Consider the following 14,000-nt stretch of genomic DNA (forward strand, 5'->3'; position numbering starts at 1 on the left):
TGGAACTTCATGAAAGCAGCACCTCTCCCTGGCGATGAGATCGAGCGGCTCGCGGCGCTGAGCGATGCGGCGCTCCTCGACACGCCCCCCGAACCTGCCTTCGACGATCTCACGCATCTCGCGGCCTCGATCTGCGGCACGCCCATCGCGCTGGTCTCGCTCATCGATCGCGATCGCCAGTGGTTCAAGGCGAGGGTCGGGCTCGACGCGAGCGAGACGCCGCGCGAGGTGGCCTTCTGCGCGCACGCGATCCTCGGCCAGGAGCTCTTCCTCGTCCCCGACGCGTACGACGACGAGCGGTTCGCCGACAACCCGCTCGTGACCGGCGCGCCGAACGTGCGGTTTTACGCCGGCGCGCCGCTCGCGACCTCGGATGGCCACAACGTCGGGACGCTCTGCGTCATCGACCACGGCCCGCGCCAGCTCGACGAGGCGCAACGGAGCGCGCTCTCGGCGCTCGCGCGTCAGGTGGCCGCGCAGATCGATCTCCGCCGCGCGAACGGGCGGCTCGTGAAGCTGAACGGCGAGCTCGTGGCGCGGGCGCGCGAGGCGCAGGCGGTCATCGAGCAACGCAAGGCCATCGAGCGCCTCAAGGACGAGTTCGTCTCGACGGTCTCGCACGAGCTCCGGACGCCGCTCACCTCGATCCGCGGGGCGCTCGGGCTCCTCGAAGGCGGCGTGCTCGGCCGCCTGCCCGACGAGGCGATGGAGCTCGTGCAGATCGCCCGGACCAACACCGATCGGCTCGTGCGGCTCATCAACGACATCCTCGACCTGGAGAAGATCGAAGCGGGCAAGCTCGAGCTGTCCCCGAAGCACGTCGACGTGCGGCGGCTGGTGTCGAGCCTCGTCGAGAGCCTCTCGCCCGTGGCGGCCGAGGCCAAGGTCGAGCTTTGGGCGGACGTGCGGGGCGAGGTCGACCTCGTGGTGGATGAGGACCGGATCGCTCAGGTGCTCACGAACCTGATGTCCAATGCCCTCAAGTTCTCGCCGGCCGAGGCGCGGATCGAGCTCGGCGTGGAGGTGACGTCGGCCGGCCACGTGCGCTTCGACGTGCGGGACCGGGGACCCGGGATCGCGGAGGCGGACCTCGCGCGGCTCTTCAACCGGTTCGAGCAGCTCGACGGCGATCACCGTCGCAAGATGGGCGGTACGGGCCTCGGGCTCGCGATCTCGAAGGCGATCGTCGAGCAACACGGCGGCACGATCGGCGTCACGTCGAAGCTCGGGCAAGGCAGCACATTCTGGTTCGAGGTGCCGCAGCGCGGAGCCCTCCGCGAGGCGTCGCCGCGCGTCGAAATCTAGGGCCCTCCTCGCCGGCCGCGCATATCATCGACGAACCCGATGGCGCATACGAAGGACGACGAGATCCGAGCGGCGCTCCTGGAGTTACGCAGGGAGTACCTTGCGGAGCTGCCGGACCTCTTGCAGCAGCTCGCCGAGGTCGTGTTCGCGGCGAAGCAGGGGACCCAGAACGCGATGCGCGCCGCCGTGTCGAGGGCGCACGCGCTGCGCGGGACCGCGGGTTCGTACCGCTTTCAGGAGATCAGCGACGCGGCCGGCTTCATCGAGGACGGGCTGCTCGGCATCCAGGGTGGCTGGCTCCCCGCGGAGCAAGCGTGGCCCGAGATCGAGCGCGCGGTCGCGGGCGCCCGCGCGGCGTGCGTGCGCGCGGTGGCCGAGCTCATGCCGTAGGCGCCGCGCCCCAGCCGGCTCGCTCGACGATGCCGTCGATCGTGTCGACGAGGCGGCGCAGATCGATCGGCTTCGCCACGAACTCGCGCACGCCGAGGACGGCGAACTTCCAGCGCTCTTGCGGGCCCACGCGGCCGCTGAGGACGACGACGCGCGCGTGGTCGCCGCGCGGCAAGGCGCGCAGGTGCGAGAGCGTGTCCACGCCGTCGAGGTCGGGCATGTCGAGGTCGAGCAGCAGGAGATCGGGGGGCTCTTCGCGCGCGGCATCGAGCGCGGCCTGACCCGAGCGCGCGACGCGGATGCGCACCGATCGGCCCTTCAAGGCGAGCTCGGCGGCCTTGGCGGCGAACTTGCCGAACGCGGGATCGTCGTCCACCGCGAGCACGCGGAGCGGTCGCAGGATGTTCTCGCCAGGCAGCCGGGTGCTTGGCGGCGGCGCCTCGCTCGACGGCGTCGCGGCGGCCTTGGGGGAGCTGACGCGGACGAGGTCGCGCGCGAACGCCCCGCAGCTCGGGTAGCGATCGACGGGGTTTTTGGCGAGCGCGCGCGCGAGCATGGCGTCGAAGGGCGCGAGCTCGGGGCGCACCGATGAGGCGAGGGGCACGGGCGCGTGCTGGTGGGCCTGCAGGAGGTGCAGGATGTTGCGCACGGGGTACGGCGTGCGGCCCGTGAGAAGCTCGAACGCCACGCATCCGAGCGCGTAGAGGTCGCTCCACGGGCCCACCGTGATCCCGTGCCCGCCGAACCCCGATTGCTCGGGCGCCATGTAGAGCGGCGTGCCTTCGATCGTCTCGGGATTCGGATCCGACGACTGCTGCGCGAGCCCGAAATCGATGAGCACGGGCCTGCCGGTGTCCTCCTCGATGACGATGTTGCCGGGCTTCACGTCACGATGGACGATGCCTCGGCCGTGCGCGGCGTCGAGCCCGTCGGCGATGCGGCTCAGGATGGTGAGCGCGCGGTGCTGCGGGAGGAAGCTCTTGCGCTGCTCGTAGTCGTCGAGGATCGCTTCGAGCGAGCGGCCTTCGACGTACTCCATCGCGAAGAAGTACGACGAGCCGTGGCGGCCGAACGCGTACACCTGCACGACGTGCTGATCACGCAGCGTCGCGAGCGCCTTCGCTTCGTGCTGGAGCTTTTGCTCCGCGAGCGCGTCGTCCCACGTCGGGACGATGAGCTTCAGGGCGACCGTGCGATCGAGCCAGATGTCACGCGCGCGGTAGACGACGCCCATGCCGCCGCGCCCGACCTCCGCGTCGATGCGGTAGGTGCCGCCCACCACGAGGCCTGGCTCGGGTGCGCTCGAGATGCTGGTCGGGATCGTATCGGAGGCGTTGCCGAACTCGTCCATCGACGTCGTGTCGCCGTAGGCTTCGCCGGAATTGTCAGGCGACGAAGGTGTGCTCATGAAGCGCTGCCCGCCCCGGCGCGAAAATGCGCCGGCCCATTTCTTTTCTAGGCCGGGCGCATCGGCGTCGCGAGCGAAAAAACGCGCGCGCCGATACGCCCGTGATGCGGACTCCTCCAGGGCAGGGACTTCGCGGGGGCGCGACGCGCGTCAGGCGCCTTCGGTCACGCCGCTTCGTTCGCGCTCGGCGCGGCGCGCGCCTGCGAGCTGGCCACAGGCGCCGCCCACGTCGCGGCCTCGGGGCCTGCGGACGAGCGTCGTCACCCCGTGCGACGAGAGCCGCGCGACGAACGCGTCGAGCCGCTCGGGCGCGGGCGGCCGGAGCGCAGGATCGGGGCCCGGGTTGCACGGGATCACGTTCACGCGGCAGCGGATCCCGCGGACGTAGGCGGCGAGCAGATCGGCGTCCTCGGGCGCGTCGTTCCAGCGGTCGAAGAGCACGTACTCGAAGAGCACGCGGCGGCCTTGCGGGAGCGCGGCGAGGATCGCGTCGCGCAGCGCGGCGAGCGGGAAGCGCGCGTTGATGGGCATGATCGCGCGGCGGCGCTCGTCGTCCGGCGCGTTGAGGCTCACGGCGAGCTCGGCGCGCGCGCCCGCGAAAAACGCGGGCAGCTTGTCGGCGACGCCGACGGTGCTCACGGTGACGCGCGAGGGCGCGAAGGCGAACGCGCGATCGTCGGTGAGCAGGCGCACGGCGCGCATCACCTCGGGCAGGTTGTCGAAGGGCTCGCCCATGCCCATGAACACGAGGTTCGAGAGCGGCGGCGCCCCGCCGGCCTCGTTCCACAGCGCGCGGGCGAGCCGGACCTGGTCGATGATCTCGCCTGCGGCGAGCTGACGTTCGAGCCCGAGGCGGCCTGTCTCGCAGAAGGCGCAGGCGCGCGCGCAGCCGACCTGGCTCGAGATGCAGAGCGTGGTGCGGCCGGGGCCGGGGATGAGGACGGACTCGACGAGGGCGCCGTCGCGGGCGCGAAAGAGCAGCCGGATCGTGCCGTCCTCGGCCGGCGCGCGCTCGTGCAGCGTGAGTGCGGGCGCGGGGTCGAGCGCGGCGAGCGCCTCGTGGGCCCAGGCGCCGATGCCGAGGCCGGCGAAGACCGCGGGTCCCCAGGGCACCTCGGCGAGGTCGCGGAAGAACGCGTGACGGACGATCCGGGCGGCGGCCGAGCGGGCGGCCGAGGGGGCGCCGCCGGCTGCGACGAGGCGCTCGGCGAGCGAGCCAGCGTCGTGCGAGCCGAGGAGCGTATCCCCGCGCGCGGCGCGCGAGACGAGCGGGATCCCCCCGCGCTTGTCGAGAACGTCCACGGGCTTCCTGTTACTACGGGGAAGGGCGGAGGGGCAGGGCGGGCGGAGGGGAAAGGCCGAGGGGGATGCGGGGGCCCCCAGGTTTTCCACAGGTGTGTGGAGAAGCTGGGTGGAAGTGGTGGGGAGGCGGGGGAGGGGGCGCGTCTGTTTTTTGGGGGGTGCTGGCCGACTTGCTTAGGGTGTCTCTCGGGGAAGCCGGAGTACACGTATGCAACTTTTAACGATGGGTCGCTTTTTGGGTTGGTTCGCCACGACGGTGTTGCTGTTGCCGCTCGCGGCGTGCAGCGATGAGACGGAGCCGGGGACGAGCGGGGGCGTCGCGTCGTCGAGCAGCGGGAGCAGTGGGGGGAACGGGAGCGGGGGCGCAAGCGCGAGCGGGTCCGGCGGCGGTGGCGGGAGCGGCGGAGATGCCGGAAGCGGAAGCGGCGGCGCGGGCGGGAGCGGCGGCGGCGGCGCGGGCGGAAGCGGCGGCGCGGGCGGAAGCGGCGGCGCGGGCGGAAGCGGCGGCGGCGGCGCGGGCGGAAGCGGCGGCGGCGGCGCGGGCGGAAGCGGCGGCGGCGGCGCGGGCGGAATGGCCGGCGCGGGTGGTGCCGGCGGAATGGCAGGTGCGGGCGGCGCGGGTGGTTCCGGCGGAATGGCGGGCGCGGGTGGCTCGGGCGGAGGCTCGATCCAGGAGCCCGTGGGGACGAGCCTGCTCGTGCAGGTCCTCGATACCCAAAACCAGCCAGTGCCCTCCGCGGTCGTCACCGCCCAAGACGGCACCCCGCGCCCGACCGACGGCGCGGGCTACATCCTCTTCGACAACCTCACGCCCGGTCGATTCTCCGCCCGCGTCGAGCGCTTCGGCTATGCGCCCGCGAGCGTCGTCGTCGCATTGCCCCCGGGCGCGCATGGCGGGGCGGAGGTGCACCTGTTTCCCCTTCCCCCGCCAATTCCCTTCGACGCGACCGCTGGCGCCGCGCTCGATCAAGGACCGGTGCACGTGACCATTCCCTCGGGGGCGATCGTCGATGACCTCGGCGAGCCGGTGACGGGGACGGTCGAGGCCACCATCGTGCCGCTGGATCCGAGCCAGGGACTCGCGAATGCCCCCGGGCCGCTCGAAGGGATCTCCGCCGGCAATGGCGCGACAGTCGGTCTCGAAAGCCTGTTCATGGCGGAGGTCACGCTTTGGCAGGGCAGCCAGAAAGTGCATCTCGCACCGGGGCAGCGGGCGACGCTGGAGCTGGTGCTGCCGGATGCGGTGGCGGCGAACGTGCAGGAGTGGGAATGGATCCCGGCGTGGTGGTTCGATCTCGACGCGGGGATCTGGCGCGAGGAGGGCGAGGGGGTGATCCAGGCCTCGGTCGCCGAGCCCGGGAAGATGGCGTGGGTGGCGGAGGTGAGGCATTTCTCCTGGTGGAATTGCGACAGGCCGTGGCAGGAAAAACATTGCTTCCTCGTGCCGGTGGTCTCGGTCGATGGGTCCGACGTGGCCTCCGGCATCTCCGTGAGCGCGTCGGGGATGAGCTACGCAGGCTGGTCGAGCCCGGCGCTGACGGACGCGAACGGGCTCGCGTGCGTGGACGTCATGCGGAACGGGACGGTAGAGCTCCAGATCGGTCCGGTGAGCACGCCGTTCGCGATGGTGACGGTCACCGGATCGGGGCCGGCCTCGGATTGTGGTGGCCATGGTGATGCGTGCACGATCCTGAGCCCGATCTCGCTGCCGCTCGGCTCCGTTTGCACGCCGGGAACGTGGCAGGATTGCGGGTACAGCGGCCCCGCGGGCACGGAAGGCGTGGGGATCTGCCAGGGAGGCAAAAAGTACTGCAACGGCAGCGGGACGGGCTGGACCGGCTGCAGCGAGGTACTGCCCCAGGCCGAAAACTGTAGCTCGCCGCTGGACGACGACTGTGATGGGCTCGTGAACGAGGAAGGGGACGACTGCGCATGCCAGCCGGGGGAGACGAAAACCTGCTATACGGGGCCCGCGGGCACGCTGGGCATTGGTCTATGCACGGCGGGGACGCGAGGGTGCGTGAATGGGTTCTTCGGGCCGTGCCTCATGGAGGTGAAGCCGCAGCAGGAGAATTGCGCCACGCCAGAGGACGACAATTGCGACGGGACGACCCAGTGCACGCTGTGGAGCATGGTGTTCTGGGGAGGAGGTCCCGATTGGGTCAGTGCGCTCGCGCTCGACAGCGCGGGCAACATGCTGATGGCTGGTGCATTCGATGAATTTATAGACTTCGGCGGTGGGCCACTCGTCAACGCGGGGAACTCTGGCTCGGATATCTTCGTGGCCAAGCTGGACACGAGCGGGAACCATCTCTGGAGCAAACGCTTTGGAGACACCAATAACCAATACGCCAATACGGCTGCGATCGACAGTGCGGACAACGTCTTGCTTGCCGGGGATTTCAAAGGCGCCGTGGACTTCGGCGGCGGTCCCCTCCCAAGCGCGGGGAATTGGGACATCTTCGTCGCGAAGCTGGACACGAACGGGAACCATCTCTGGAGCAAACGCTTTGGAGATTCCAACGACCAGTTCGTCAGTGCGACGGCGACCGACAGCGCAGGCAACGTCTTGCTTGCCGGGGATTTCAATGGCACCGTGGACTTCGGCGGCGGACCCCTCACCGGCGCGGGGGGCTGGAACACGTACGTCGCGAAGCTGGACGCTGACGGCAACCACCTCTGGAGCAAGCACTTCGCGAACATCATCCCCGCCGGAATCGGGATTGACAGCACAGGCAATGTCCTGGTCACCGGAAACCTCTCGGGCACCGTGGACCTCGGCGGTGGGCCTCTCACGAGCCTGGGATCCGACGACATCGTGGTGGCCAAGCTGGACGCCGATGGCAATCACGTCTGGAGCAAGCGTTTCGGGGATGTCAGTGAAGAGCGCGTCGGTGCGATGGCGATCGACAGCGCAGGCGACGTCTTGCTCACCGGGTATTTCGCTGGCGCCGTGGACTTCGGCGGCAACCCTTTGACGAGCGCGGGGAGTTGGGACGTCTTCCTGGCGAAGCTCGACGGGAACGGCGACCACGTCTGGAGCAAACGATTCGGAGATCCTGCCAACCAGGAATCCGCTGCGATGGCCGTCGATGACGCCGGCAACGTCCTCATCACGGGATACTTCCAGGGCACCGTGAACTTCGGCGGCATCACTCTCACCGCGAGAGACCCAGCGTTCTTCGACGAAGACACCTTCATGGTCGAGTTGGATGCGAGCGGGAACCATCTCTGGAGCCGACGCTTTGCGGGCAGACTGCACGAGATCACGCCCGCATTCGACGATGGCGGCAACCTCCTGCTCACCGGCTCCCTCTTGGAGGCCGTGGACCTCGGCACCGGCCAGCTCTGGACCACCGGCTACGATATTTTCCTCGCCAAGTTCACCCCCTGATCCCGCATCCTGAAGGCCCCTCGGGGGGCGAACCCCAGAGGGACCAGGACGCCTGCGAGCGCCGCAGCCTCAGGCAATACCTTCCGCCGTGAGCGTCGCGCGGACGGCCGGGCGTTCGGAGAGCCGCTCCAGGTAGGAACCCAGCGCGCCCGGCAAATCGACCCGCAGCAGGTGCCGATACGTTCGCAGCGCGAAGTACGCGTACGCGTCGAGGACGGTGAACGCGTCGCCATGGAAGAACGGGCGATCGGCGAGCGCTTCGGCGAGCAGGCTGACGCGGCCCGCGAGGCGCTGCGCGGCCCAGCGCTTCGACTCCTCGCTCACATTGGGCATCAGGGTGAACGGTGCAAACCCCTTGTGCAGCTCGGTGGCAATGAATTGCAACCCTTCATCGAAGCGAACGCGCACGAGATTGCCGCGCGGCGGGGCAAGCTTGGCCTCCGGCCAGGTGTCGGCGATGTAATTCAGCAAGACCGCTGTCTCGGTCAACAAGGCGCCGTCCGGAAGCAGCAGCGCGGGCACATAACTCTTGGGGTTCAAACGCGCGAAATCGTCGCCGTCCGCGGTCTTCTTGCTCCTCAAGTCGACGCGGACGAGCTCGAAGGTCGCGCCGGCCTCGCGTAGTGCGATGTGCGGCGCGAGCGAGCAGACCCCGGGCGTGTAGAAAAGCTTCGTGGGCTCGGTCATGCCCGCAGTCTAGGCAGCCGCCGCAGCTTGAACAATGAAGGCAGGTTGATCAGTCTGTCCAGCGCCATGAACAGCCGCCCCGACTTTGCCGCCATCGAAGCCTTCGCTCGTGTCGCCGAGACGGGCAGCTTCCGCGCCGCCGCCCTCGCTCTGTCCGCGCCGGTGTCGACCGTCAGCGTGCAGGTCGGTCGTCTCGAGCGTCGCCTCGGCGTCCGCCTGCTCGAGCGCACGACACGGCGCGTCCGCCTGACCGACGAGGGGCGTGTGTACCTCGAGAAGGTGCGCGCCGGGCTCGACGCGCTCGCCGAGGCGGAGCGCGGGGTGTCGTCACGCGATAGCGAAGTTCGCGGGCGCCTGCGGGTCGCCGCGCCGGTCGAGTTCGGGCAGGTGGTGTTCGGGCGTGTCCTCGGGCGTTACGCGAAGGCGTACCCGGGCGTCGCTGTCGAGGTCGAGCTCGTCTCCGAGCGTGTCGATCCGGTGCGCGACGGCTTTGATGTCGTGCTGGAGGTCGAGCCGTGCGACAGCGCCTCGCTCGTGGCGCGCAAGCTCGGCGCGCCCTCGCGGCGCCGCCTCGTTGCCAGCGCGGACTACCTCGCGCGTCACGGCGTCCCCGCGCACCCGCGCGAATTGGCGCAGCATACGTGCCTGGTGATGGGCACCCGGCGCGAGACGGCGACGTGGCGTTTCTCCCGCGGCGGCACGAAGCTTTCGATCGTGCACCGCCACGCGACCGCGAATAGCTGGGCGCTCTTGCGTGACCTCACCGTCGCCGGCTGCGGGATCTGCTGCCTGCCGGACTACCTGGCCACGCCCGTGATTTCCGAGGGGAAGGTCGAGGAGGTGCTCGGGGCGTACGTGATGCCCGCGGAGCAAATGTACGCGGTGTATCCCCGCAGCCAGCACGTGCCCGCGCGCCTGAGCACGTTCGTCGCGGCGCTGCGCGACTTCCTCGAGGTGTGGCCTGGTTGCCTGCCCAAGCCGCCTCCGCGGACGTCCGCGGGGGGCGCGTGAACGCCCCCCGCTGGACGTAACGAGCCGTTATGCGGTGGGGGCCGCCTTCTTCGCAAGCTTTGCCGTGGGGCGGTCAGGGATGACGGCGTGGATCTCCGCCTCGCTGAATCCCTCGATCTTGTAAAGCCTCTTCAAATTCGAGAGCTCCGCGTGCACGACGCGGGCGAGCGAGGTGCGCACGCGCCCCAGCACCTTGACCTGCGCCGCGGGCTTGCGGGCGACCTCCACGGCGGCGCGCAAGGCCTCGCTCTCCACCATGATCTCGGCGGCGGTGCTCGTCGCGGTCGCCGGGGAGAGCTTCGGGTGAATGCCCGATTGCAGGAGCTGCACGAGGATCTCCATGCGCTCGGGCTGCTCGTGGGTGTCGCCCTCGGCGTAGGAGGCGATGCCGTCGGGGAAGATCACGGCGAGGGCCGCATCGTAGGCGGGTCGCCCGATCTCGTTCCACACGATGTCGTAGACCTTGCCGATGGTCTTGTCGGCCTTGTCGTTGCGGGCGTCGATATGGGCGCGCAGCGGGGCGAGTGTGGTTTCGGCGGCCTTGCGCTGGGCCTCGATACCCGCGTGCAGGGCGAGCGCCGCGCCGAGGCGCACCTCGGCGAGCTCGCGCCAGCGGCCTCCACGGGCCTTGGCCTGGGTCAGGGTCGTCTGGGCGTCGGCGATGATGTCGTCGGCCGCCGCGTTCTTGCGAATGATCTCTCCCATGGGAATACCTCTCGAAAGGGTGGGTGGGCTGGTTACCGCGGCGTCAGACGGAGCAGAGAAGGGACGAATTGGGGCGGCGGGCGGCCAAATCGTGCTTTCGTGAGCGCGCGCGGGGTCCTGCGGCGCCAAAGGATGGGGGACGGCCTCGCGGAGCGGGACTTGCGGCGCCGCAGGTCGGCGTTCCCGCGGTGGGATCGGCGATCTGCGGCGTCGTGGATCGGGTGCGGGTGAGCGCGGAGCGAGACCTCGGGCGCCGCAGGCGGGAGGACGCGCCCGGGGCTCGGCGGCTCACGGCGCCCGAGATCCGTGGGCGCGCGGCCGCGGGCCGGGTCGTGGCGGAGCAGGAGGTGGTTTGCGGGGAGCGGGCGCAATCTTGCGGGGGTGCCGCGTCTGTTTCTTGGGCCGAGCCGTCCGAATTGCATAGGGTGTCTCTCGGGGAAGCCGGAGTCTACGTATGCAATTTTTAACGATGGGTCGCTTTTTCAGTTGTCTCGCCACGACCGTGTTGCTGTTGCCGCTCGCGGCGTGCAGCGAGGAGCCGGAACCGGGGACGAGCGGGAACGTCGCGTCGTCGAGCAGCGGAAGCAGTGGGGGGAACGAGAGCGGGGGCGCAAGCGCGAGCGGCTCCGGCGGCGATGGTGGAAGCGGCGGAAGCGGCGGAGATGCCGGAAGCGGGAGCGGCGGCGCGGGCGGGAGCGGGGGCGCAAGCGCGAGCGGCTCCGGCGGCGGGGGCGGAAGCGGTGGAGGTGCCGGCAGCGGCGGGAGCGGCGGCGCGGGTGGTTCCGGCGGAATGGCAGGCGCGGGCGGCTCGGGCGGAGGCTCGATCCAGGAGCCCGTGGGCACGAGCCTGCTCGTGCAGGTCCTCGATACCCAGAACCAGCCGGTTCCCTCCGCGGTCGTCACTTCCCAGGGTGGCACGCCGCGCCCGACCGACGGCGCGGGCTATATCCTCTACGACAACCTCACACCCGGTCGATTCTCCGCCCGCGTCGAGCGCTTCGGGTATGCACCGGCGAGCGTGGTCGTCGAATTGCCCCAGGGTGCGCATGGGGGGGCGGAGGTGCACCTGTTTCCCCTTCCGCCGCGGATTCCCTTCGACGCGACGGCCGGCGCCGCGCTCGATCAGGGACCGGCGCACGTGACCATTCCCTCGGGGGCGATCGTCAATGAGTTCGGCGAGCCGGTGACGGGGACGGTCGAGGCGACCATCGTGCCGCTGGATCCGAGTCAGGGCCTCGCGAATGCCCCCGGCCCGCTGGAAGGGATCTCCGCCGGCAATGGCGCGACGGTTGGCCTCGAAAGCGTGTTCATGGCGGAGGTGACGCTGTGGCAGGGCAGCCAGAAGGTGAATCTCGCACCGGGGAAGCGGGCGACGCTGGAGCTGGTGCTGCCGGATGCGGTGGCGGCGAAGGTGCAGGAGGGGGAGGGGATCCCGGCGTGGTGGTTCGATCTGGACGCGGGTATCTGGCGCGAAGAGGGCGCGGGGATGATCCAGAGCTCGGTGGCTGAGCCTGGGAAGATGGCGTGGGTGGCGGAGGTGGGGCATTTCTCGTGGTGGAATTGCGACAGGCCGTGGACGGACAAACATTGCTTCCTCGTGCCGGTGGTCTCGACCGATGGGTCCGACACGCCATCCGGCGCGTCGGTGAGCGCGTCGGGGGTGAGCTACGCGGGCGGGTCGTCCGCGGTGCTGACGGACGCGAACGGGCTCGCGTGCGTGGACGTCATGCTGAACGGGACGGCGCAGATTCAGGTCGGTCCGACGACCGCGCCGTTCGCGACGGTGACGGTCACCGGGTCGGGGCCAGCCTCGGATTGCCGGGGCAATGGCGCTGCGTGCACCCTGCTGAGCCCGGTGTTGCTGCCGCTGGGCTCGGTGTGCACGCCGGGAACGTGGCAGAATTGCGGGTACAGCGGCCCCGCGGGTACGGAAGACGTGGGGATTTGCCAGGGAGCGAAGAATTACTGCAACGGCAGCGGGACGGGCTGGACCGGCTGCGCCGGCGAGGTGCTGCCCGAGGCCGAGCATTGCAAGTCGCTACAGGACGACGACTGTGATGGGCTCGTGAACGAGGAAGGCGAAAGCTGCGCGTGCCAGCCAGGGGATTCGAATTCCTGCTATACCGGGCCCGTGGGCACGCTGGGCATCGGAAGTTGCACAGCGGGGACGCGAGCATGCGTCAATGGGTTCTTCGGGCCGTGCCAGATGGAGGTGAAGCCGCAGCAGGAGAGTTGCGCCACGCCGGAGGACGATGACTGCGACGGGACGACCCAATGCACGTTGTGGAGCAAGGCGTTCGCGGGAGGAGGTTACGACGAGGTTCGTGGGCTCGCGCTCGACAGCGTGGGCAACGTGCTGCTCACGGGCGGATTCAATGGATCCCTGGACTTCGGCGGCGGACCCCTCACCAGCGCGGGGGGCATGGACATCTACGTCGCGAAGCTGGACGTGAACGGTGACCATCTCTGGAGCAAACGCTTCGGGAATGTACTGTATCAAAACGGCACGACAACTGCGACCGATAGCGCGAACAATGTCTTGCTGACCGGGGTTTTTCAAGGCGCCATGGATTTGGGCGGCGGACCCCTCACCAGCGCGGGAGACGTGGACATCTACCTGGCGAAGCTGGACGCGAACGGGAATCATCTCTGGAGCAAACGCTTTGGAGATTCCGAGGCTCAGTCTGCCATTGCGACAGCCACCGACAGCGCAGGCAACGTCTTCCTTACCGGAGTGGTCATGGGTCTCGTGGACTTCGGCGGGGGGCCTATCGAGAACACGGATAACTTCGTGGCCAAGCTGGACGCGGACGGCAACCACCTCTGGAGCACGAGCCTCGGGACTACAGATGCCTTGGGCGCCACCAAGTTCGGGATTGACAACGCAGGCAATGTCCTGGTCGCTGGAATCCTCGAAGGTGGCGCCCTCGAGGTGATAAAGCTGGACGCCGATGGCAACCACGTCTGGGGCAAGGTTTTTGTGTCTGAATCCCAGCACGTCATGGGGATAGCGATCGACAGCGCAGGCGACGTCCTGATCACCGGGGAGTTCCACGGCACCGTGGACTTCGGCAGCGGACCCCTCACGAGTGCGGGGGGCGTGGACATCTACCTGGCGAAGCTGGACGCGAACGGCAATCATGTCTGGAGCAAACGCTTCGGAGATCCCGACGACCAGTATCCCTCTAGGATCGCGGTCGATGGCGCCGGCAACGTCCTCCTCGTGGGATCCTTCCAGGGCACGGTGAATTTCGGCGGCATGACTTTCACCATGGTGGGCACAGAGAACGCTCTTGTAGACACCTTCGTGGCAAAGCTGGATGCGAGCGGGAACCATCTCTGGAGCCGGCGCTTTGTAGGCAAAATGGAAGGAATCGCGCCCGCGGTCGACGGCAACGGCAACGCCCTGCTCGCCGGATCCTTCTTGGAACCCGTGGACCTCGGCAACGGCCTCCTCACGAGCACCGACGGCAGCACCGATATCTTCCTCGCCAAGTTCCCCCCCTGATCCCGCTCCCTGGGCCGCGATCCCGCGGCTGTTTTTTGGGCCGTGGAGTCCGACTTGCATAGGGTGTCTCTCGGGGAAGCCGGAGTACACCTATGCAATTGTTAACGATGGGTCGCTTTTGGGGCTGGCTCGCGACGACCGCCTTGCTGTGGCCGCTCGCGGCGTGCAGCGATGAGCCGGAACCGGGGACGCGCGGGAACGTCGCGTCCTCGAGCAGCGGAAGCAGTGGGGGGAACGGGAGCGGTGGCGGAAGCGCGAGCGGCTCCGGCGGCGGTGGCGGGAGCGGCGGA

General features: G+C 69.2%; 9 protein-coding genes. 5 read left to right on the forward strand and 4 right to left on the reverse strand.

Going from position 1 to position 14,000, the window contains the following annotated elements; translation table 11 throughout:
• Positions 1-9 precede the first annotated feature (9 nt).
• Together POL67_RS08905 and POL67_RS08910 are read left to right on the forward strand one after the other, a co-directional pair.
• Positions 10-1,305, forward strand: a complete 1,296-nt coding sequence (locus tag POL67_RS08905) for a sensor histidine kinase (RefSeq protein WP_271916709.1) — start codon at positions 10-12, stop codon at positions 1,303-1,305.
• 39 nt (positions 1,306-1,344) lie between these two features.
• The gene (locus POL67_RS08910; protein ID WP_271916710.1) at positions 1,345-1,695 is read left to right on the forward strand and encodes an Hpt domain-containing protein; all 351 of its coding nucleotides are present in this window, start codon (positions 1,345-1,347) and stop codon (positions 1,693-1,695) included.
• On the opposite strand, the gene POL67_RS08915 is transcribed toward POL67_RS08910, so the two are convergent.
• A complete protein-coding gene (locus POL67_RS08915; protein WP_271916712.1) occupies positions 1,685-3,103 on the reverse strand; it encodes a protein kinase domain-containing protein in 1,419 nt (472 codons plus the stop codon). The genes POL67_RS08910 and POL67_RS08915 overlap by 11 nt on opposite strands.
• Before the next feature lie 150 nt (positions 3,104-3,253).
• Complete coding sequence (rlmN, locus tag POL67_RS08920; protein WP_271916713.1) at positions 3,254-4,405, reverse strand: 23S rRNA (adenine(2503)-C(2))-methyltransferase RlmN; 1,152 nt, start codon at positions 4,403-4,405, stop codon at positions 3,254-3,256.
• 223 nt (positions 4,406-4,628) lie between these two features.
• Between rlmN and POL67_RS08925 the strand changes: the two genes are divergently transcribed.
• Positions 4,629-7,799 carry a carboxypeptidase regulatory-like domain-containing protein gene (locus tag POL67_RS08925; protein ID WP_271916715.1) on the forward strand — a complete coding sequence of 1,057 codons (3,171 nt, stop codon included), beginning with the start codon at positions 4,629-4,631 and terminating at the stop codon, positions 7,797-7,799.
• Positions 7,800-7,868: 69 nt separating this feature from the next.
• Here POL67_RS08925 and POL67_RS08930 read toward each other — a convergent pair whose 3' ends face one another.
• A complete protein-coding gene (locus tag POL67_RS08930) occupies positions 7,869-8,486 on the reverse strand; it encodes a glutathione S-transferase N-terminal domain-containing protein (protein WP_271916717.1) in 618 nt (205 codons plus the stop codon).
• Positions 8,487-8,552: 66 nt separating this feature from the next.
• On the opposite strand from POL67_RS08930, the gene POL67_RS08935 reads away from it, so the two are divergent.
• The gene (locus tag POL67_RS08935; protein WP_271916718.1) at positions 8,553-9,497 is read left to right on the forward strand and encodes a LysR family transcriptional regulator; all 945 of its coding nucleotides are present in this window, start codon (positions 8,553-8,555) and stop codon (positions 9,495-9,497) included.
• A gap of 27 nt (positions 9,498-9,524) precedes the next feature.
• On the opposite strand, the gene POL67_RS08940 is transcribed toward POL67_RS08935, so the two are convergent.
• Positions 9,525-10,202, reverse strand: a complete 678-nt coding sequence (locus POL67_RS08940; RefSeq protein ID WP_271916720.1) for a hypothetical protein — start codon at positions 10,200-10,202, stop codon at positions 9,525-9,527.
• 469 nt (positions 10,203-10,671) lie between these two features.
• Here POL67_RS08940 and POL67_RS08945 point away from each other — a divergent pair, with 469 nt between their 5' ends.
• On the forward strand, positions 10,672-13,710 hold the full coding sequence (locus POL67_RS08945; RefSeq protein ID WP_271916721.1) for an SBBP repeat-containing protein: 3,039 nt from the start codon (positions 10,672-10,674) through the stop codon (positions 13,708-13,710).
• Positions 13,711-14,000: the final 290 nt, after the last annotated feature.

The sequence above is a fragment of the Polyangium mundeleinium genome (assembly GCF_028369105.1).
GTDB classification, from domain to species: domain Bacteria; phylum Myxococcota_A; class Polyangia; order Polyangiales; family Polyangiaceae; genus Polyangium; species Polyangium mundeleinium.